Consider the following 21,211-nt stretch of genomic DNA (forward strand, 5'->3'; position numbering starts at 1 on the left):
TGGCCATTAAGCTTGAATTCATACTGCCGTGGTATTTCATTCGCCCGTCTTGTTTCCGAGCCCGCCTGAATGCGCCGACTTGCCCGCCCCAAACCCCTGATGCTGATCCTGTCGGTCATTGCGCTGATTGTGCTGATTGCCATCGGCCAATACCTGCGCCTGTTCGAGCGCACCTGGTTCAATGTGCAAACGCTATGGCAGCCGATGAATGCCCAGTCGATTGGCCTGGATCAATATCAGGTCGCGGTCGAGGCGCGAGCCATCGAGGGGCTGGACGATGATGTTTCGGCACTGACTTTCGATCCCGTGCGCAAAAGCCTGTTCACGGTGACCAACAAAAATGCCGAGCTGATCGAATTGTCCCTGGAAGGCAAAATCCTGCGGCGTGTGGCGCTGATCGGGTTTGGCGATCCGGAGGCGGTGGAGTTCATCAGCGCTGACACGTACGTGATCACCGACGAACGCCAGCAACGGTTGATCAAGATTCATCTGGAGGCGGACACGACCTTCCTCGATGCCGCCGACGCCGAACAGATCACGCTCGGTGTGCACATGCGTGGCAACAAGGGGTTCGAAGGATTGGCCTATGACTCGGTGGGCAAGCGCTTGTTCGTCGCCAAGGAACGCGACCCGATGCTGATCTACGAAGTCCAGGGTTTTCCGCACTACAACCCGGAGAAGTCCTACGCTGTGCATGTGGTGAACAACCCCAAGCGCGATGCCGGGATGTTCGTGCGAGACCTGTCGAGCCTGCAATACGACGAGCGTAGCGGCCATTTGCTGGCGCTGTCCGATGAATCGCGGTTGATTCTGGAGCTGGACGTTGACGGGCGACCGCTGACCACCCTGTCACTGAGCAAGGGGCGTCAAGGGTTGCAGAAAACGGTGCCGCAAGCGGAAGGCATCGCCATGGACGACGACGGTACCCTGTACCTCGTCAGCGAGCCGAACCTGTTCTACGTCTTCAAAAAACCACCGCAACCCTGATCAGCACCCATACCCCCTGTAGGAGCGAAGCTTGCTCGCGAAAGCGGCGCATCAGTCAATAGAGACGTCGACTGATACGCCGCCTTCGCGAGCAAGCTTCGCTCCTGCAGGGGTTTTGTGTTTGGCTTACTGGGCGCGCAGGGTTTTCACGCCTTCGCTTGTGCCCAGCAGCAACAAATCAGCCGGGCGGGCCGCGAACAGGCCGTTGGTGACCACGCCGACGATGGCATTGATCTGAGTTTCCAGCTCCACCGGATTGGTGATCTGCATGTTGAACACATCGAGGATGATGTTGCCGTTGTCGGTCAGTACGCCTTCACGGTAAACCGGGTCGCCGCCGAGCTTCACCAGTTGACGGGCGACGTGGCTGCGGGCCATCGGGATCACTTCCACCGGCAACGGGAACGCGCCGAGCACCGGCACCAGTTTGCTGGCGTCGGCGATGCAGATGAAGGTCTTGGCCACGGCTGCAACAATCTTTTCGCGGGTCAGGGCCGCGCCACCGCCCTTGATCAGGTGCAGGTGCTCATCGCTTTCGTCGGCGCCATCGACGTAGAACTCCAGGTCGCTGACGGTATTGAGCTCATACACCGGAATGCCGTGGCCTTTGAGGCGGGCGGCGGTGGCTTCGGAGCTGGCGACCGCGCCATCGAACGCGCTTTTGTGCTTGGCCAGGGCATCGATGAAGCAATTGGCGGTGGAGCCGGTGCCGACCCCGACGATGCTCTTGTCATCGAGTTTCGGAAGGATGAAGTCGACGGCGGCCTGAGCCACTGCCTGTTTGAGTTGATCCTGGGTCATGCGGGCTCCGAAGTGCCGAAAAGGGGGACGAAAGGCCGGCATTATAGGCCTCGCGATGGGGAAGGTCATTGCCCGATTGGCGGGTCAAATGCACGCGCAAGACAACTGATTAACTGTAGGAGCGAGGCTTGCCCGCGAAGAGGTTGTCATATCCAGCATAAATATTGGCAGTAAGATCGCTTTCGCGGGCAAGCCTCGCTCCTACAAGTGTGGTCGCCTGCCTAAAAGCCGGGTTAGACTCCTTGGCCCTGCCCAACCCGCTCAGTGATGCTTTCCGATGCTCGAACAGTACGTCAAAAAGATCCTCACCTCGCGCGTTTATGACGTTGCCGTAGAAACCCCATTGCAGACTGCCCGCCAGCTTTCCGAGCGGCTGGGCAACGATATCTGGCTCAAGCGTGAAGACTTGCAGCCAGTGTTCTCGTTCAAAATTCGCGGCGCCTATAACAAGCTCACGCAACTGAGCGATGAAGAGCGTGCTCGTGGCGTGGTCACCGCATCGGCGGGCAACCATGCGCAAGGCCTGGCCCTGGCGGCCAAGGTTCTGGGCGTGAAAGCGACCATCGTGATGCCCAAGACCACTCCGGAAATCAAGGTCGAAGGCGTGCGCTCGCGCGGCGGCAAAGTGGTGCTGCACGGGGATTCGTTCCCGGAAGCCCTGGCCTATTCGCTGAAACTGGTCGACGAAAAAGGCTATGTCTACATTCACCCTTACGATGATCCCCACACCATTGCCGGGCAGGGCACGGTGGCCATGGAGATTCTGCGCCAGCACCCGGGGCGTCTGGATGCGATCTTCGTTCCGGTGGGCGGCGGCGGGCTGATCGCCGGGATCGCGGCCTACGTGAAATACCTGCGCCCGGAGATCAAAATCATCGGTGTCGAACCGGATGATTCCAACTGCCTGCAAGCCGCGATGGCGGCCGGCGAGCGCGTGGTTTTGCCGACCGTGGGTCTTTTCGCCGACGGCGTCGCAGTGGCACAGATTGGCCAGCACACGTTTGATATCTGCAAAGACTATGTAGATGAAGTGATCACTGTCAGCACCGACGAGATCTGTGCGGCAATCAAGGATATCTACGACGATACCCGCTCGATCACAGAACCCGCCGGTGCCTTGGGCGTAGCCGGGATCAAGAAGTACGTTGAGCAACGCGGTATCACGGGGCATACCTTCGTGGCCATCGACTCCGGCGCCAACGTCAATTTCGACCGCTTGCGCCACGTGGCCGAGCGCGCTGAACTGGGCGAGGGCCGCGAAGCCATCATCGCCGTGACCATTCCCGAGAAACCGGGTAGCTTCAAGGCGTTCTGCGAAGCCATCGGCAAGCGCCAGATCACCGAATTCAACTACCGCTACAACACCGGCAGCGAAGCGCACATCTTTGTCGGCGTGCAGACGCATCCGGAAAGCGACCCGCGCAGTGCGCTGCTCGCCAGCCTCACCGAACAGGGTTTTCCGGTGCTCGACCTGACCGACAACGAACTGGCCAAGTTACACATTCGCCACATGGTCGGCGGGCGTGCTGTCCATGTGGTCGATGAAGTGGTGCTGCGCTTCGAATTCCCGGAGCGTCCGGGTGCGTTGTTCAACTTCCTCAACAAGCTCGGCGGGCGCTGGAACATTTCGATGTTTCATTACCGTAACCACGGCGCGGCCGATGGTCGTGTGGTCGCGGGGCTGCAAGTGCCGCACGACGAGCGGCATCTGGTACCGGCCGCGCTGGAGGAAATCGGTTACCCGTACTGGGACGAAAGCGACAACCCGGCCTATCTGCTGTTTCTCGGCTGAGCGGCTACGCTGATCGGCAGGCCATAAGGAAATCGAACAATGGAAACGTTAACCGCCCTGAAAATCGCTCATAGCGTGGCGACGATATTGCTGTTGATCAGTGCGCTGGGGCTGGCGATCTGGGTCTGGCGCGCACGCCGTAACGGCGATGCGAGAGCTCACACTCGTACCGTGCAGCGACCGCTGGTGTTCATTTGGCTATTGATGGGCCTGGCATTGCTGAGCATGCCGTTCACCGGTTGGTGGATGGTGCATCTGGTGGGCTGGCCGTTGGGGCAGACCTGGCTGCTGGCGTCCAGTGTGCTCTACACCGTGGCAGCGTTGGGCTGGTTCTGGCTGGTAGTGCGGCTCAATCGGTTGCGCAAGGCACCCGCGGCGGTGAATGGGAAGTTTACGTTTGCGTTGGCGCTGTTCAGCTTTGTCTGCTTTATCGCCATTGCGGGGTTAATGGGGGCCAAGCCGGTATAGCGCGGAATCTGTAGCAGCTGCCGAGGTACGAGGCTGCGATGGGCTGCGAAGCGGCCCCAAAGGGCGGTCCTGCGGACCGCAACGCAGCCTCGTACCTCGGCAGCTGCTACAGGCTTAATCAATCGCGCAGACTGATCACCGGCCAACCCCGCTTCTCGGCCTCGGCCCGCAGATTGGGATCCGGGTCGACAGCGATCGGATTCGCCACTTGTTCCAGCAGCGACAAGTCATTCATCGAGTCACTGTAGAAATAGCTGTCTTCCAGGTTATGGCCGGTTTCTTCCAGCCAACGATTCAACCGGGTCACCTTGCCTTCGCGAAAGCACGGGACATCAGTGCTGCGGCCGGTGTAACGGCCGTCGATCATTTCGCATTCCGTGGCGATCAGGGTTTCAACGCCTAAACGTGTTGCGATAGGCCCGGTCACGAAGCGGTTGGTGGCGGTGATGATCACCAGTTTGTCGCCGGCCTCACGGTGCTTGGTCAGCAGTTCAATCGCCTTGGGCAGCAAGATCGGTTCGATGCAGTCGCGCATGTAGTCCAGGTGCCATTGATCCAGCGTGGCCATCTCGGTGCGGCCGAGCACTTCCAGGCAGAAGTTCAGGTAGGCGTCGTTATCCAGTTTGCCGGCCAGGTAATCCTGATAGAACTCGTCGTTGCGTGCCTTGTAGGCGACGGCGTCGAGGAAACCGCGTTCGCACAGATAATCGCCCCAGGCGTGGTCACTGTCACCGCCCAGAAGTGTGTTGTCCAAGTCGAATAAAGCCAGCCGCATTGCAGTTACTCGCTGAAAAGTCTGTAGAAAGGTGTCCAGAATACGGACTTTTCACAAGAGTGCACATAAGGTAGGTCGGCTCGTTGCTGCTTTCACAACCTTTGTGGAACAATGCGACGACATGCGTTTGCGAGGTTGTTGCCGTGATCGACCCCGATGGTTTCCGCCCCAATGTCGGGATCATTCTGACGAATGATGCCGGCCAGGTGCTATGGGCTCGCCGTATCAATCAAGATGCCTGGCAGTTTCCACAGGGAGGGATCAACCCCCAGGAGACGCCGGAAGACGCCTTGTACCGCGAGTTGAACGAAGAAGTGGGCCTGGAGCGCGAAGATGTTGAAATACTCGCCTGCACCCGGGGCTGGTTGCGTTATCGTTTGCCGCAACGTCTGGTAAGAACGCACAGCCAACCGCTGTGCATCGGCCAGAAGCAGAAATGGTTTCTCTTGCGCCTGATCTCCAACGAGCAGCGGGTGCGGATGGATTTGACCGGTAAACCGGAGTTCGATGGCTGGCGCTGGGTCAGTTATTGGTATCCGTTGGGCCAGGTGGTGACATTCAAGCGCGAGGTTTATCGCCGCGCTCTCAAAGAGCTTGCCCCGCGCCTTTTAGCGCGCGACTGACGACGGAGTTCGACCCCGAGCCATGCTCAATACGCTGCGCAAGATCGTCCAGGAAGTTAACTCCGCCAAGGATCTCAAGGCGGCGTTGGGGATTATTGTGTTGCGCGTCAAAGAGGCCATGGGCAGCCAGGTCTGCTCGGTCTACCTGCTTGACCCGGAGACCAACCGCTTCGTGTTGATGGCCACCGAGGGCTTGAACAAGCGCTCGATCGGCAAAGTCAGCATGGCGCCCAACGAAGGTCTGGTCGGTCTGGTCGGCACGCGTGAAGAACCCCTGAACCTCGAAAACGCCGCGGATCACCCGCGCTATCGTTACTTCGCCGAGACCGGTGAAGAACGCTATGCCTCATTCCTGGGGGCACCGATCATTCACCACCGTCGCGTCGTCGGCGTGTTGGTCATTCAGCAAAAAGAACGCCGCCAGTTCGATGAGGGTGAAGAAGCCTTCCTCGTGACCATGAGCGCGCAACTTGCCGGCGTTATCGCCCACGCCGAGGCCACCGGTTCGATCCGTGGCCTGGGCCGGCAGGGCAAAGGTATCCAGGAAGCAAAGTTCGTCGGGGTACCAGGTTCGCCGGGCGCGGCGGTCGGAACCGCGGTCGTCATGCTGCCGCCGGCGGATCTGGATGTGGTGCCGGACAAGACCATCACCGACATCAACGCCGAACTTGGCCTGTTCAAGACTGCCATCGAAGGCGTGCGCGCCGACATGCGGGCGTTGTCCGCCAAGCTGGCGACCCAGCTGCGGCCTGAAGAACGGGCGCTGTTCGACGTTTACCTGATGATGCTCGACGATGCCTCGCTGGGCAGCGAAATCACCACGGTGATCAAGACCGGCCAGTGGGCTCAGGGCGCCTTGCGCCAAGTGGTCACCGAACACGTCAACCGATTCGAACTGATGGACGACGCCTACCTGCGTGAGCGCGCCTCGGACGTCAAAGACCTCGGTCGGCGCTTGCTGGCTTATCTGCAGGAAGAGCGGCAGCAGACCCTGGTCTACCCCGACAACACCATTCTGGTCAGCGAAGAACTGACGCCGGCGATGCTCGGCGAGGTGCCGGAAGGCAAGCTGGTCGGTCTGGTGTCGGTACTCGGTTCCGGCAACTCCCACGTGGCAATCCTGGCGCGCGCCATGGGTATTCCGACGGTGATGGGCCTGGTCGACTTGCCGTACTCCAAGGTCGACGGCATCCAGATGATCGTCGACGGCTACCACGGCGAGGTCTATACCAACCCCAGTGACGTGCTGCGCAAGCAGTTCGCCGATGTGGTCGAGGAAGAGAAACAGCTGGCCCTCGGGCTGGATGCATTGCGGGACTTGCCGTGTGTAACGCTCGACGGTTACCGAATGCCGCTGTGGGTCAATACCGGCCTGCTGGCAGACGTGGCCCGGGCGCAGAAGCGCGGTGCCGAGGGTGTGGGTTTGTACCGCACCGAAGTGCCGTTCATGATCAACCAGCGCTTCCCGAGCGAAAAAGAGCAGTTGGCGATTTATCGTGAGCAGCTCGCCGCGTTCCATCCACAACCGGTGACCATGCGCAGCCTGGACATCGGTGGCGACAAGGCGCTCTCGTACTTCCCGATCAAGGAAGACAACCCGTTCCTCGGCTGGCGCGGCATTCGTGTGACCCTCGACCACCCGGAAATCTTCCTGGTGCAGACCCGCGCCATGCTCAAGGCCAGCGAAGGCCTGAACAACCTGCGCATTCTGCTGCCGATGATTTCCGGTATCCATGAACTGGAAGAAGCCCTGCACCTGATCCATCGGGCCTGGGGCGAAGTTCGCGATGAGGGCACCGATGTGCCGATGCCGCCGATTGGCGTGATGATCGAAATTCCGGCGGCGGTGTATCAAACCAAGGAACTGGCGCGACAAGTGGACTTCCTGTCAGTCGGCTCCAACGACCTGACCCAGTACCTGCTGGCCGTGGACCGCAACAACCCGCGGGTGGCCGATCTCTACGACTACCTGCATCCGGCCGTGTTGCAAGCCTTGCAGAACGTGGTGCGCGACGCCCATGCCGAAGGCAAGCCCGTGAGCATCTGTGGCGAAATGGCCGGTGACCCGGCCGCAGCGGTGCTGTTGATGGCGATGGGCTTCGACAGCCTGTCGATGAACGCCACCAACTTGCCGAAAGTGAAGTGGATGCTGCGTCAGATCAACCTGAGCAAGGCCAAGGAGTTACTGGCTGAGCTGATGACCATCGACAACCCGCAAGTTATCCACAGCTCGCTGCAACTGGCGCTGAAGAACCTTGGGTTGGCGCGGATGATTAATCCGGCTTCGGTCAAGACTCTTTAAAAGGCTGAGGGCCTCTTCGCGGGCAAGCCTCGCTCCTACAGATGACGCGTCGTGTCCATTCCGGCGACCAACACAAACCCTGTAGGAGCGAAGCTTGCCCGCGAAGGCGGCCGCAAACACACCACATCTTCAAATCCTGACTTCAACTTCCCCCAAATGCCCCCCATACGGCCCGAAACTCCGTTCAACCATATGCCGCTGCCCATCCGCCTGAACGATCAACGCCGTGCTCGCCCGTGTCCCGTAAGTCGGGCTCTTGATAAACACGCTCGACAATAACGTCTCGGTAGCCTGTCCCACACCGGTGTCCGGCAATTCGGCAAGCGGCGCTGTCTGCGGATCGCTGAGCAGGGCCAATAGCGCTTGCGGCTGTGGATCGCCCAATACCTCGCTCAATGCTGCCTTGGCCTTGAGCACTTTCGGCCACGGCGTATCCAGGCCCGCGTTCGATAACCCATAAATGCCCGGTTGGAGCATGACCGCCTCTGTCTCCCGGGCATTGAAATGCCAGAGCTCATGGGCATTGCCAACCAACAGATTAAAACCGGCATATTCAGGCAAACGTCCGACAACGTCCTTTAAATAGTCGACAATCGACCTGTCCCCACTGAGAAATTGCGCCACCAGTTCACCTCGCGACTTGCGCGCCGGCGGTTGAAGGGGATCACGGATGTTGGTCAGTGCGGCGAAGCGCCCGTTGGCGCCGACACCGAGCCACGTGCCTCCCGCCTCGAGGTCGCGACCGGCGTACACGTGCGGGGCGTCTGACCATTGCGCCAGAGGCAGACTGGGCCGGGCATAGAATTCGTCGCGGTTGGCCGCCACGACCAGCGGCTGGGCATGACCTGACCGCCAGGCAAAAACAATCAGGCACATAAGGTGGTCCTTGTGTGTTTTTTGCTCACTCTACGCAGACATCGCTCATCGATCCATCGCCATCCGCAGTGGAGCCTGAGGCCATGCATCCGTTACCATGCCGCTCCTGATTCGGGATGCTTGGGGATGTGGCCATGGAATTTCTGCTCTATCTGGCGCTGGGCGCCTGTGCGGGCGTGCTGGCCGGGCTGTTTGGGGTAGGTGGCGGGATTATCATTGTCCCGGTGCTGGTATTCAGTTTCACCTTGCAGGGATTTGATGCGTCGATTCTGACGCATCTGGCCGTCGGCACCTCCCTGGCGACGATCATCTTTACGTCAATCAATGCGGTTCGCGAGCACCATCGCCGCGGCGCCGTACGCTGGCCGATCTTTGCCTGGATGACCCTCGGCATACTGATCGGTGCCGGTTTCGGCGCGCTGACGGCAGAAGCGATCTCCGGGCCGAATTTACAAAAGATCATTGGGGTATTTGCGCTGGTCATCGCCGTTCAGCTCGCGTTGGACTTCAAACCCAAGGCCAGCCGAACGGTGCCCGGTAAAGTCGGTCTGACCGTGGCCGGCAGTGTGATTGGCTGGGCCTCGGCGATTTTCGGCATCGGCGGCGGCTCGTTGACCGTGCCGTTCCTGACCTGGCGCAGCGTACCGATGCAGCAGGCGGTAGCCACTTCGTCGGCCTGTGGCCTGCCAATTGCCTTGGCCAGTGCATTAAGTTTCATGATTCTGGGGTGGCACGATCCACTGCTGCCGGCCCATAGTCTCGGTTTTGTTTATTTGCCGGCGTTGCTGGGGATTGCCCTGACCAGCATGGTGTTCGCCCGCCTCGGTGCGCGACTGGCCCACAGGCTGTCGCCGCGCTTGCTGAAAAGATTGTTTGCCGCTTTGCTGTTTTGCGTCGGCTTGAGCTTCTTGCTCTGACGCATAGCGCAATCCTGGCTTAATCCTAGCGTGACAGCGTCGCCCGGGAATTTGAAGGTTTCAACTCTAACGAGGAGTCGCAATGCTGCCTTACCCGCAGATCGACCCGGTGGCCCTGGCCATCGGTCCGCTGAAAATCCACTGGTACGGCCTGATGTACCTGATCGGCATCGGCGGCGCGTGGTGGCTGGCATCACGCCGGCTGAACCGCTTCGACCCGACCTGGACCAAGGAGAAACTCTCCGACATGGTGTTCTGGATGTCGATGGGCGTCATCGTCGGTGGCCGTTTGGGTTATGTGCTGTTTTACGATCTGAACGCCTACCTGGCCAACCCGACCCTGATCTTCGAAGTGTGGAAGGGCGGCATGTCGTTCCACGGCGGGTTTATCGGTGTGATGCTGGCGGCGCTGTGGTTTGGTAAAAAGAACGACAAGTCGTTTTTCCAGCTGATGGACTTCGTCGCGCCGATGGTGCCGATCGGCCTGGGCGCCGGGCGCATTGGCAACTTCATCAACGCCGAGTTGTGGGGCAAAGCGACCGATGTGCCGTGGGCGATGGTCTTCCCGACCGATCCGGCGCAACTGGCCCGTCATCCCTCGCAGCTGTACCAGTTCGCGCTGGAAGGCGTGGCGCTGTTCGCGATTCTCTGGCTGTTCTCGCGCAAGCCGCGGCCGACCATGGCGGTGTCCGGGATGTTCGCGCTGTTCTATGGCATCTTCCGTTTCATCGTCGAATTCGTTCGCGTACCGGATGCGCAACTGGGTTATCTGGCCTGGAACTGGCTGACCATGGGTCAGGTACTGTGCCTGCCGATGATCGTCGGCGGGTTGTTCCTGATCTGGCTGGCTTATCGACGCGCCCCGGCGGCCCCCGCAGCTGCTGTATAAGAAGCAGGCGCTATAAATTCGAACCTCGGGGCGACGGTCCCGGGTTCAAGGACACAGGTAATTCATGAAGCAATATCTCGAACTGGTCGCCCACGTCATCAAGAACGGCACCAAACAGGCCAACCGCACCGGCGTGAACACCATCAGCTTTCCGGGCGCGATGCTGCGCTTCGATCTGCAGGAAGGTTTCCCGGCGATCACCACTCGCAAGATGGCCTTCAAATCCGCCATCGGCGAGATGTGCGGTTTTCTGCGCGGGGTGAACAACGCCGCCCAATTCCGTGCGCTGGGCTGCAAGGTCTGGGACCAGAACGCCAACGAAAACGCCCAATGGCTGGCCAACCCCTTCCGTCAGGGTGAAGACGACCTCGGCGAAATCTACGGCGTGCAATGGCGCAAATGGCCGGCGTACAAGCAGATCCCGGTCAGCAACCAGGCGGCCATCGAGCAGACGCTGAGCCAGGGTTATCGTCAGATCGCCGAAGGCGAAGAAGAGGGTCAGGCCTACGTTGTGCTGTACAAGGCGATCGACCAGGTCCGTCAGTGCGTCGACACCATCATCAAGGATCCGGGCAGCCGTCGCATTCTGTTCCACGGCTGGAACGTTGCACAGCTCGACGAAATGGCCCTGCCACCGTGCCACTTGCTGTACCAGTTTCACCCGAATGTCGAGACCAGGGAAATCTCCCTGACCCTCTACATCCGTTCCAACGACCTGGGCCTGGGCACGCCGTTCAACCTCACCGAAGGCGCCGCGTTGCTAAGCCTGATCGGTCGCCTGACCGGATACACTCCGCGCTGGTTCACCTATTTCATCGGCGACGCCCACGTCTACGAAAACCACCTGGACATGCTCAACGAACAGCTTAAGCGCGAGCCGTTCGCCATGCCGAAGCTGAAGATATCCGACCGCGTGCCGGAATTCGCCAAGACCGGCGTGTATCAGCCGGAGTGGCTGGAGTTGATCGAGCCGGGCGATTTCTCGCTGGAAGGCTATGAACACCACGCGCCGATGACCGCGCCGATGGCGGTCTGATTCAGGCACCGCTTACATGATCGTTCCCACGCTCCGCGTGGGAATGAATCCCGTGACGCTCTGCGTCACAGTGGACGCAGAGCGTCCATGGCTGCATTCCCACGCAGAACGTGGGAACGATCATAATCCCGTAGGAGCGAGACTTGCCCGCGAAGGCGTCCTCAATGACCATGACTTCTCCCGACATGGGAGGGCTCAACTTCCGTCGCCACAACCCCGCCGCTCACTTCCAGCCGCTGCAAAATCCCGCACTGATCGATATCCGGCCCTTCGCTGCAACGTTGGCGCAGGTCGAGCAGTTGTGTCTGCAAGGCCAGCAAACCATCGATCCGAGCCTTTACATGGTGGATGTGTTCGTCGATCAACGCGTTGACGTTTTCGCATTGATCCTGCGGGCTGTCGCGCAGGGCCAGCAGGCTGCGGATTTCCTCGAGGGTCATGTCGAGGGTGCGGCAGTTGCGGATGAAGGTCAGGCGCTCGGCGTGGGCCTGGGTGTAGACGCGGTAATTGCCGTCGCTGCGGGCCGGCTCCGGCAGCAGGTTTTCGCGCTCGTAGTAGCGGATGGTTTCTACGGCGCAGTCGGTGAGTTTCGCCAGCTCTCCGATTTTCATCGCGACAATCTCCCAAAAGGTTGCTTGACCCTATAGTGGCTACAGGGTCTTTACTTGGCAACAGGCACCTTCATGGACGCGACCAATGAGCGATTCTCTTCACACCCACAAACCCGAGACCGGGCACGACCACGCAAGCCATAAGCATGGCAGCCATGGCGATTCCTGCTGTTCCTCCAAAGCAGCAGCGCCATCACTGATCAAACTCAGTGAAGCGCCGACGGCCAGTGCCCGTTTGAGCAGCTTTCGCATCGAGGCCATGGACTGCCCGACCGAACAGACGCTGATCCAGAACAAACTCGGCAAGCTGTCGGGTGTGCATCAGCTGGAGTTCAACCTGATCAATCGGGTGTTGGGCGTGACCCATGACCTGCCAGACACCCTGCCGATCATCGACGCGATCAAGTCCCTGGGCATGCACGCCGAGCCCATGGAGCAGGGCGTCGAAGCACCGGTATCGAGCCCTGCGCCAGGGAAAAAGCCCTGGTGGCCACTGGCGTTGTCCGGTGTCGCGGCGCTGGCCGCCGAACTTATCCACTTCACCAGTGCGGCGCCGAACTGGGTGGTGGCGGTGATCGCGCTGGTCTCGATTCTCAGCGGTGGCCTTAGCACTTACAAAAAGGGCTGGATTGCCCTGAAAAACTTCAACCTGAACATCAACGCGCTGATGAGCATCGCGGTGACCGGTGCAATTCTGATCGGCCAATGGCCGGAAGCGGCGATGGTGATGTTCCTGTTCACCGTGGCCGAGTTGATCGAAGCCAGGTCTCTGGACCGGGCGCGCAACGCCATCGGCGGGCTGATGCAAATGGCCCCCGAGCAAGCCACGGTGCAGCAGGCCGACGGCAGTTGGGTCGCGCAACCGGTAAAAGACATCGAACTGGGTGCGCGGGTGCGGGTGCGTCCCGGCGAGCGGATTGGTCTGGACGGCGAAGTGCTGTCCGGTAACTCGACCATCAATCAGGCGCCGATCACCGGTGAAAGCCTGCCGGTGGAGAAAGCCATCGGCGACAAAGTGTTCGCCGGCACCATCAACCAGTCCGGTTCGCTGGAATACACGGTAACCGCTGCGGCAAACAATTCGACCCTGGCGCGGATTATTCACGCCGTGGAACAGGCTCAGGGCGCGCGCGCTCCGACCCAGCGTTTCGTCGACAGCTTCTCGAAAATCTATACCCCGGCGGTGTTCATCCTGGCCCTGGCCGTAGCGGTGATTCCGCCGCTGTTCATGGATGCGCTGTGGTTCGACTGGATCTACCGGGCGCTGGTGTTGCTGGTGGTCGCCTGCCCGTGTGCCTTGGTGATTTCCACCCCGGTGACCATCGTCAGCGGCCTTGCGGCAGCGGCGCGCAAAGGGATTCTGGTCAAGGGCGGCGTTTATCTGGAGCACGGCTACAAACTCGATTACCTGGCCCTCGACAAGACCGGCACCCTCACGCACGGCAAACCGGTGCAGACCGACTATTTGTCCCTCGATCCAACCGTTGCTGAAACGGCGCCAGCCATTGCCGCGGCATTGGCCGGTCGCTCGGATCACCCGGTGTCGCTGGCCATCGCCAGCGAGGCTGTGGATAAGCATCCGGTGCCGTTGACTGTGGATAACTTCGCAGCACTGGCGGGGCGTGGTGTACGCGGCGAGATCAACGGTGAGCTCTACCACTTGGGCAACCACCGCCTGGTGGAAGATCTGGGCCTGTGTTCGCCAGCGCTGGAAGAGCAGCTGTTTGCTCTGGAGAAACAGGGCAAATCGGTGGTGCTGTTGCTCGATAAATCCGGTCCGTTGGCATTGTTTGCCGTCGCGGACACCGTGAAAGCGTCCAGTCGCGAAGCGATCGAGCAGTTGCATGAGTTGGGCATCAAAACCCTGATGCTGACCGGCGACAACGTTCACACCGCTCAAGTCATCGCCGCCCACGTGGGCATCGATCAGGCGCAGGGCGATCTGTTGCCGACCGAGAAGCTGCAAGCCATCGAAGCGCTGTATGCCCAAGGCTATCGGGTCGGAATGGTGGGTGATGGCATCAACGACGCCCCGGCACTGGCACGGGCCGAGATCGGTTTCGCCATGGCAGCCGCCGGCACCGACACCGCCATCGAAACCGCTGATGTCGCCCTGATGGATGACGATCTACGCAAGGTTCCGGCTTTTATCCGGCTGTCGCGGCAGACCTCGAATATCCTCAAACAGAACATTGCCCTCGCATTGGTCATCAAAGTGATCTTTCTTGGGGTAACCTTCGCCGGGATCGCCACCATGTGGATGGCGGTGTTCGCCGACATGGGCGTAAGCCTGTTGGTGGTGTTCAACGGTTTGCGCCTGTTGCGCAAATAGACGATGAGGCAAGGGTGTGCTGAGTGCCGAGCTGAAGGCGTTTTACATGGTGGCCCGGCTGGGCAGCATTACCCTGGCGGCGAAAAAGCTTGGCCTGAGCCAGCCGACGGTGACGACCCAGATCCGGCATCTGGAAAGCCAGTATTCGGTGGAGCTGTTCTACCGTGGCGGCCGTCGCCTCAGTATCAGTGATGAAGGCGCGCGGTTGTTGCCGATGGTCAAAGCGCTGTTGCAACAAGAAGCCGACATCGAGTTCTTCCTGCGTAACAGCGGTCAAGTCCAGGGCGCGTTACGCATCGCCGCCACCGCGCCGTATTACATCCTTGATCTGGTGAAGACCTTTCGCGAGCGCTTGCCGCAGGTGGAGGTGTCGGTGGAAATCGGCAACTCCCAACAAGTGCTCGAAGCGCTGGAGGATTACCGGGTCGATGTCGCGGCGTCCTCGCAGTTGCTGGACGATGCGCGGTTGATCCGCCGGGTGCTCGGCAGTGATCCGCTGGTGCTGGCGGTGCACCGCAATCATCCGCTGGCGGTGCATGATCATGTGCCGCTCAGTGCGCTGGCGGGGCATACCTTGTTGATGCGCGAATCGGGCTCGACCACTCGGCGCTTGACCGAAGAATTGCTGGCCAGCGCCGGGGTGAGTTTCGGGCCGTTGCTGGAGATTGGCAGCCGCGAATCGATCCGTGAGGCGGTATTGCGCAACATCGGCATCAGCATCATTGCCCGCCAGGAAGTGCCGCACGATCCGCAATTGCGGGTGCTGACCCTCGAAAATGCGCCGCAGATTCCCGAGTACCTGTACTGCCTCAAAGAGCGAAAAGGTGCGCGGCTGCCGGCGGCGTTTCTCGGGTTGGCGCAGGAAATGGCCCCGGCGTAGATGATCGTTCCCACGCTCCGCGTGGGAATGCAGCCCGGGACGCTCTGGGTTCCAAGAGCCGAACGCGGAGCGTCCGTTGAAGCATTCCCACGCAGAGCGTGGGAACGATCAACACAGAACCTGAACCCCCAACCCAAATCCCCTAATACCACTATCGGCCGTTTTTGCCTCGTTGCCACATGACGGACGCATTACAAACCTAGGATGGCCCTCATCTGCTTGATGAGGCCTGTCCATGAACCACTCGACTGCAACTGCCCTGACTAACCCTGGCGTGCCGATGAAAGTGCGCGGCGTGCAGAAACGCTTCGGCGCCTTCACCGCGCTGGATAACGTTTCCCTCGACGTCGCGGCGGGTGAGCTGGTGTGTCTGCTCGGTCCGTCGGGCTGTGGCAAAACCACTTTGTTGCGCTGCATCGCCGGCCTCGAGAAGCAGGACAGCGGCGAGTTGTACTTGGGCGATCGCGACGTTTCCCACTTGGCACCTCAGGCTCGGGACTACGGCATTCTCTTCCAGTCCTACGCGTTGTTTCCCAATCTCAGCGTCGAAGCGAACATTGCCTACGGCCTCGCGGGCAGCGGTCGCGATGAAGTGCGCCAGCGTGTCGGTCAGATGCTGGAGCTGGTCGGCCTGACCGGCAGTGAGAAAAAATACCCCGGCCAATTGTCCGGTGGTCAGCAGCAACGGGTCGCCCTGGCGCGAGCCTTGGCGCCGGCGCCGTCGTTGTTGCTGTTGGACGAACCGATGTCGGCGCTCGACGCCCGGGTCCGCGAGCACCTGTGCACCGAACTGCGCCAATTGCAGCGCAACCTCGGCGTCACCACCTTGATGGTCACCCACAATCAGGACGAAGCCATGCTGATGGCCGACCGCATCGCCGTGATGAACAACGGCAAGGTCGAGCAGTACGCCACGCCGCAGGACATCTACGATCGCCCGGCCACACCGTTTGTGGCGGAGTTCGTCGGTCAGGGCAACTGGCTGCCGTTCCGCCGTAGCAGCGACAGTCATGCTCAGGTCGGCGGGATGAAGATGCGCCTGGCCGAAGGCAGCGCTAAAACTGCCTCGGGCCGTTTGTTCTGCCGCCCTGAGGCGATCAACGTCAACCCGCCGGTGCATGAAGAAAACCTGTTCCCGGCCAAGGTTCGCGAAATCACTTTTCTCGGCAACCGCTGCCGCATGAGCTTCGAACTCGATCAGCTGCCGGGCCATGCACTACTGGCGGAACTGGCGCCGGAAGCCATGCCGCGTTTAGGCGCGCAGCAGATCATGGTCGCCTTGCCGCCGCGCAGCCTGCAGGTGTTTGCCTGATGAGCGTGAACGTCGCGCTGCCGATACCGCACAAGCAGGTTCGGCAGGCCTCCCGTGCCGAGATCGGCGACCGGCTATTCGTGGTCGGTGGCAAAGTCCTGCTGCTGGTGTTGCTCGGCGTGGCGGTGTTGATGCCATTGCTGGCGATCTTCTGGCGCGGCTTCAGTTCCGAAGCCGGGCAGGGCGGCGGTCTGCTGGCTGCCAGCGAACTGCTGAGCAGCGCCAATTTCCACTGGTTGCTGGGCAACAGCCTGAAAGTGTCTGTCAGTGTCGCGGCCATCGTCGTACCGCTGGCTTATCTGTTTGCCTACGCGCTGCAACGTACATTGATTCCCGGTAAAGGCATCTGGCGCGGCATGTCGTTGTTGCCGCTGATGGCGCCGTCGATGCTGCCGGGTATCGCGCTGGTTTACCTGTTCGGCAATCAGGGCATGCTGCGCGGTTTGCTTTCGGACAATATCTACGGCTTCTGGGGCATTGTTCTGGGCGAGGTCATCTACACCTTCCCACACGCCTTGATGATTTTGCTGTCGGCCCTGTCCCTGGCGGATGCGCGATTGTTCGATGCGGCTTCCAGCATGGGCGCCAGTCCGGCGAAAGCTTTCCGTAGCATCACATGGCCGGCGACCCGTCAGGCGGTGTTCGCGGCGTTCTGCCTCGTCTTCACCCTGACCATCACCGACTTCGGCGTGCCCGTGGTGGTCGGGGGCGACTATCAAGTGCTGGCGCTGGAGGCCTACAAAGCCGTGGTCGGCCAGCAGCAATTCGGTCGCGGCGCATTGATTGGCATGCTCCTGCTGCTGCCGGCGCTGTTCAGCTTTGGCGTCGACGCCTGGCTGCGTCGGCGTCATGGCGATTCCATGAGTGGTCGGACGCAAGTGTTTCAACCGGCGCCATCGATGCTGCGCGACAGTTGTTATCTGGCCATCGTGCTGTTGATCTGCGCGGTGTTGCTGCTGGTGTTCGGTATGGCGGTGTACTCATCACTGGTGAAGTTCTGGCCATACAACCTGTCGTTGTCACTCAACCATTACCAGTTCAACGACACGGCGGGCGGTGGCTGGCTGGCCTACGGCAACAGCGTGAAGATGGCGTTGTGTACGGCGTTGATCGGCAGTGTGCTGATCTTCACCGGGGCTTACCTGATGGAGAAAACCCGTGGCCAGCGCGGACTGAATCTGACCCTGCGCATGCTCAGTTTCGTACCGATGGCGGTGCCGGGGCTGGTGCTGGGCCTGGGTTACGTCTTCTTCTTCAACTTCAGCGGCAACCCGTTGCATGTGCTCTACGGGACCATGACCCTGCTGGTGGTTTGCACCATTGCTCACTATTTGACCACCGCACAAATGACCGCCACCACCGCGCTGCGTCAACTCGATGCCGAATTCGAAGCCGCCGCGCTGTCGCTCAAGGCGCCCCTGTACCGGCATTACCTGCGAGTTACCGTGCCGATCTGCCTGCCGGCGCTGCTGGACATCGTGCGCTACCTGTTCGTCTCGGCCATGACCACCGTCTCGGCGGCGATCTTCCTCTACAGCCCCGACACCATCCTCGCGGCGGTGGCGGTGTTGAACATGGACGATGCCGGCAACGTCGGCGGCGCGGCGGCGATGTCGACCCTGATTCTGTTCACCTCGGCGGGGGTGTCCCTGCTGCTGGCCTGGGCTTCGCGCGGTTTGTTGCGCCGCTCCCAGGCCTGGCGGCAGACCGCGCCCAGTCATTGATTTGCCCCCCACACCTCAACTCAAACAGGAAAAGATCATGTTCAAGCCTTTGGCCCTGGCCGCTGCTGTCCTCACCGCTTTCAGCCTGAACGCCTTTGCGGCGAAAACCGAGTTGACGGTGTACACCGCCCTCGAAGCCGAACAACTGAGGACCTACAAAGAAGCCTTTGAAAAGGCCAACCCGGACGTCGAGATCAAGTGGGTGCGCGATTCCACCGGCATCATCACCGCCAAACTCCTGGCCGAAAAAGCCCGCCCGCAGGCTGACGCCGTATGGGGCCTGGCGGCGTCGAGCCTGGCGATTCTCGACCAGCAAGGCATGCTGCAACGCTACGCACCGAAAGACCTGGGCAAGATCGGTGGCAACTACCGTGACGCGGCCAACCCGCCAGCCTGGGTCGGCATGGACGTCTGGGCGGCGACCATTTGCTTCAACACCATCGAGGCCGAAAAGCAGGGTTTGAACAAGCCCGTGAGCTGGCAGGACCTGACCAAGCCTGAGTACAAAGGCAAGATCGTCATGCCTAACCCGGCCTCGTCCGGCACCGGTTTCCTCGACGTCAGCGCCTGGCTGCAAACCTTCGGCGAGAAGCAGGGCTGGCAGTACATGGACGACCTGCACCAGAACATCGGCCAGTACGTTCACTCCGGTTCCAAGCCGTGCAAGCTTGCGGCCGCCGGTGAATTCCCGATCGGCATTTCCTTTGAATACCCGGCTGTTCAATTGAAACGCCAGGGCGCGCCGCTGGACATCATCCTGCCGAAGGAAGGCCTGGGCTGGGAGATCGAAGCCACCGCCGTGATCAAAGGCACGCCCCATGAAGACGCGGCGAAGCAGCTGGCGGACTTCTCTGCAAGCCCGGCGGCGATGGAGCTTTATAAAGAGAACTTCGCCGTGCTGGCGCAACCGGGTATCGCCAAGCCGCAAACCGAACTGCCAGCCGATTACGAGCAGCGCCTGATCAAGAACGACTTTGCCTGGGCCTCGAAGAATCGTGACCAGATCCTCACCGAATGGCGCAAGCGTTATGACGGCAAGTCCGAGAAAGTGGCGGCCAAGTAAGCACCACCGATCGTTCCCACGCTCTGCGTGGGAATGCAGCAAAGGACGCTCCGCGTCATTGGAGAACTCCATGACTCATCACAACGACATGCTGATCGTCGGCGCCGGCATCCTCGGTCTGTCCCACGCCTATGCCGCCGCCCGACGCGGTCTGAAAGTCACCCTTTTCGAACGCAGCGAAACCCCTTTGGGCGCCTCGGTGCGCAACTTCGGCCAGGCACTGGTCACCGGCCAGCCTCCCGGCCCAATGCTTGAACTGGCCAAGTCCAGCCGCGACATCTGGAGCCAATGGGCCCAGTTCGCTGGCTTGCAACTCAAGCGCAACGGCTCGTACCTGTTCGCCCGCACCGAAGCCGAAGAACACCTGTTGGAAGCCTTCTGCGCCGGCCGCGCCGTGCAGCATGGTTATCGCGTCGAACTGCTGCGCGGTGCGCCATTGCGTGATCTGTACAACGGCCAGTTCAGCCATCACCGCGCCGCGTTGCACGGCATGGACGATCAGCAACTGTATTCCCGCGAAGCCATTCCAGCGCTGATCGACTACCTGCGCCGCGAACTCGGCGTGACGTTTCACTTCTCCACACTCGTGCGTGACATCGAGCCCGGCCGCTTGCACAGCACCGCCGGCACCTTTAGCGCCGAGCAGATCATTGTCTGCTCCGGCCACGATTATCAGACGCTGCTGGCCGAGCCGATTGCCGAACTCAATCCGCAAATCTGCCGCCTGCAAATGCTCCGCGCCCGCCCGCGGATCAACCTCAACCTGCAACACGCGCTGCTCACCGGTCTGAGTTGCGTCCATTACGGCGCCTTCGCCGATCTGCCGGAAGCCGCCGCGGTGCAGGCGCAGATTCTGCGCGAGGCACCCCATCTGCATGAAAACGGCATTCACCTGCTGATCAGCCCGACGCCTTACGGTGAGTTGATCATCGGCGATTCCCACCATTACGGCAGCGATCCATCACCATTCAATGCCGAGCAGGTGGATGACTGGATGATTGAACTGGCCGAGCAGACGTTGGGCTGCAAGGTGCAAGTGGTCGAACGCTGGCAGGGCGTCTATGGTTCACGCGGACCGGGGCCGTTCTCCTTTTTGCGTCCGATGCCAGGGGTGAGCGTGGCGCTGATGCACACCGGCGTCGGCATGAGCGTCGGGCCGGCGATGGCCGAACGTAACGTCGCGTCTTTATTGGGAGACAGTTGATGGACCGCCATGAGCAGGTGATCGCCGAAGTATTCGGTCTGTACGAGCGATTTGGCGGCAACGATTACATCGGTGAACCGGTATCACAGATCGAGCACATGTCGCAGGCGGCGGAACTGGCGATGGCCGAGGGGTTCGATGATGAAGTGGTGCTGGCGGCGTTCTTTCACGATATCGGGCATCTGTGTGATAAGGGTGCCGAGAGCATGGGTGGCTTTGGAGTGGTCAGCCATGAGCGTTTGGGCGCCGATTATTTGCGTCGCGCCGGCTTCAGCAAACGCCTGGCGCAGTTAGTGGAATACCACGTTCAGGCCAAGCGTTATCTGACGCTCAAAGCGCCCGGGTACTACGAGCGCTTGAGCGAAGCCAGTCGGCGGACGCTGGCGTATCAGGGCGGGATGATGACGGCTGCCGAGGCCGAGGCGTTCGAGCGAGATCCGTTGTGTGCCGTCAGCTTGCGGATGCGCCAGTGGGATGAATTGGCCAAGCAGAAGTGGCTGCCGGTGATGGATCTGGGCATCTTGAAGGCAAAGGCGTTGCGGCTGCTGGCTGAGTAAAGTTCGATAACCCAGTCGCGCCCATCGCGGGCAAGCCCGCTCCCACAGGTTGAGTGATACAG

Annotated in this window: 19 protein-coding genes; 15 read left to right on the top strand and 4 right to left on the bottom strand. The window is 60.7% G+C overall.

Annotated features, from left to right (window positions below):
- Positions 1–69: 69 nt before the first annotated feature.
- Positions 70–987, top strand: coding sequence for an SdiA-regulated domain-containing protein (locus FHW68_RS13825; protein WP_183680827.1), 918 nt, complete (start codon positions 70–72; stop codon positions 985–987).
- A gap of 126 nt (positions 988–1,113) precedes the next feature.
- Here FHW68_RS13825 and rpiA read toward each other — a convergent pair whose 3' ends face one another.
- Complete coding sequence (gene rpiA / locus FHW68_RS13830) at positions 1,114–1,788, bottom strand: ribose-5-phosphate isomerase RpiA (protein ID WP_183680830.1); 675 nt, start codon at positions 1,786–1,788, stop codon at positions 1,114–1,116.
- A gap of 277 nt (positions 1,789–2,065) precedes the next feature.
- Between rpiA and ilvA the strand changes: the two genes are divergently transcribed.
- Both ilvA and FHW68_RS13840 read left to right on the top strand, forming a co-directional pair.
- Complete coding sequence (ilvA, locus tag FHW68_RS13835) at positions 2,066–3,580, top strand: threonine ammonia-lyase, biosynthetic (protein ID WP_095633200.1); 1,515 nt, start codon at positions 2,066–2,068, stop codon at positions 3,578–3,580.
- Between the two features lie 39 nt (positions 3,581–3,619).
- Positions 3,620–4,048, top strand: coding sequence for a DUF2269 domain-containing protein (locus FHW68_RS13840; protein WP_183680832.1), 429 nt, complete (start codon positions 3,620–3,622; stop codon positions 4,046–4,048).
- 118 nt (positions 4,049–4,166) lie between these two features.
- Here FHW68_RS13840 and FHW68_RS13845 read toward each other — a convergent pair whose 3' ends face one another.
- Positions 4,167–4,823: an HAD family phosphatase gene (locus FHW68_RS13845; RefSeq protein ID WP_183680834.1), complete on the bottom strand. Its 657-nt coding sequence runs from the start codon at positions 4,821–4,823 to the stop codon at positions 4,167–4,169.
- 143 nt (positions 4,824–4,966) lie between these two features.
- Between FHW68_RS13845 and FHW68_RS13850 the strand changes: the two genes are divergently transcribed.
- Positions 4,967–5,446 (top strand): RNA pyrophosphohydrolase, encoded by a 480-nt coding sequence (locus FHW68_RS13850; RefSeq protein WP_007897732.1) that lies wholly within the window; start codon positions 4,967–4,969, stop codon positions 5,444–5,446.
- Between the two features lie 22 nt (positions 5,447–5,468).
- Entirely contained in the window at positions 5,469–7,748 is a 2,280-nt protein-coding gene (ptsP, locus tag FHW68_RS13855) for a phosphoenolpyruvate--protein phosphotransferase (protein ID WP_095633203.1), read from the top strand.
- Between the two features lie 129 nt (positions 7,749–7,877).
- Here ptsP and FHW68_RS13860 read toward each other — a convergent pair whose 3' ends face one another.
- Positions 7,878–8,624 (bottom strand): NRDE family protein, encoded by a 747-nt coding sequence (locus tag FHW68_RS13860; RefSeq protein ID WP_183680843.1) that lies wholly within the window; start codon positions 8,622–8,624, stop codon positions 7,878–7,880.
- Positions 8,625–8,758: 134 nt separating this feature from the next.
- On the opposite strand from FHW68_RS13860, the gene FHW68_RS13865 reads away from it, so the two are divergent.
- The 3 genes from FHW68_RS13865 to FHW68_RS13875 all read left to right on the top strand — a co-directional run bounded on the left by FHW68_RS13865 (position 8,759) and on the right by FHW68_RS13875 (position 11,466).
- Positions 8,759–9,541, top strand: coding sequence for a sulfite exporter TauE/SafE family protein (locus tag FHW68_RS13865; RefSeq protein ID WP_095633205.1), 783 nt, complete (start codon positions 8,759–8,761; stop codon positions 9,539–9,541).
- Positions 9,542–9,623: 82 nt separating this feature from the next.
- Positions 9,624–10,430, top strand: a complete 807-nt coding sequence (gene lgt, locus FHW68_RS13870; RefSeq protein ID WP_095633206.1) for a prolipoprotein diacylglyceryl transferase — start codon at positions 9,624–9,626, stop codon at positions 10,428–10,430.
- Positions 10,431–10,494: 64 nt separating this feature from the next.
- Positions 10,495–11,466, top strand: coding sequence for a thymidylate synthase (locus FHW68_RS13875; protein WP_183680845.1), 972 nt, complete (start codon positions 10,495–10,497; stop codon positions 11,464–11,466).
- Positions 11,467–11,627: 161 nt separating this feature from the next.
- On the opposite strand, the gene cadR is transcribed toward FHW68_RS13875, so the two are convergent.
- Positions 11,628–12,077, bottom strand: coding sequence for a Cd(II)/Pb(II)-responsive transcriptional regulator (gene cadR / locus FHW68_RS13880; protein WP_095633209.1), 450 nt, complete (start codon positions 12,075–12,077; stop codon positions 11,628–11,630).
- Positions 12,078–12,162: 85 nt separating this feature from the next.
- Between cadR and FHW68_RS13885 the strand changes: the two genes are divergently transcribed.
- The 7 genes from FHW68_RS13885 (at position 12,163) to FHW68_RS13915 (ending at position 21,149) form a co-directional block, all read left to right on the top strand.
- Positions 12,163–14,409, top strand: coding sequence for a heavy metal translocating P-type ATPase (locus FHW68_RS13885; protein ID WP_183680847.1), 2,247 nt, complete (start codon positions 12,163–12,165; stop codon positions 14,407–14,409).
- Between the two features lie 16 nt (positions 14,410–14,425).
- A complete protein-coding gene (locus tag FHW68_RS13890; RefSeq protein ID WP_183680849.1) occupies positions 14,426–15,289 on the top strand; it encodes a LysR family transcriptional regulator in 864 nt (287 codons plus the stop codon).
- 235 nt (positions 15,290–15,524) lie between these two features.
- Positions 15,525–16,601, top strand: a complete 1,077-nt coding sequence (locus FHW68_RS13895; RefSeq protein WP_183680851.1) for a putative 2-aminoethylphosphonate ABC transporter ATP-binding protein — start codon at positions 15,525–15,527, stop codon at positions 16,599–16,601.
- Positions 16,601–18,325 (top strand): putative 2-aminoethylphosphonate ABC transporter permease subunit, encoded by a 1,725-nt coding sequence (locus tag FHW68_RS13900; RefSeq protein ID WP_183680854.1) that lies wholly within the window; start codon positions 16,601–16,603, stop codon positions 18,323–18,325. The genes FHW68_RS13895 and FHW68_RS13900 overlap by 1 nt, the downstream gene beginning before the upstream one ends.
- 37 nt (positions 18,326–18,362) lie before the next feature.
- Positions 18,363–19,388, top strand: coding sequence for a putative 2-aminoethylphosphonate ABC transporter substrate-binding protein (locus tag FHW68_RS13905; RefSeq protein ID WP_183680856.1), 1,026 nt, complete (start codon positions 18,363–18,365; stop codon positions 19,386–19,388).
- Between the two features lie 70 nt (positions 19,389–19,458).
- Positions 19,459–20,592, top strand: coding sequence for a TIGR03364 family FAD-dependent oxidoreductase (locus tag FHW68_RS13910; RefSeq protein ID WP_183680858.1), 1,134 nt, complete (start codon positions 19,459–19,461; stop codon positions 20,590–20,592).
- On the top strand, positions 20,592–21,149 hold the full coding sequence (locus tag FHW68_RS13915) for a phosphonate degradation HD-domain oxygenase (protein ID WP_183680860.1): 558 nt from the start codon (positions 20,592–20,594) through the stop codon (positions 21,147–21,149). The genes FHW68_RS13910 and FHW68_RS13915 overlap by 1 nt, the downstream gene beginning before the upstream one ends.
- Positions 21,150–21,211: the final 62 nt, after the last annotated feature.

This window comes from Pseudomonas sp. Tn43 (genome assembly GCF_014192635.1).
Taxonomy (GTDB): Bacteria; Pseudomonadota; Gammaproteobacteria; order Pseudomonadales; family Pseudomonadaceae; genus Aquipseudomonas.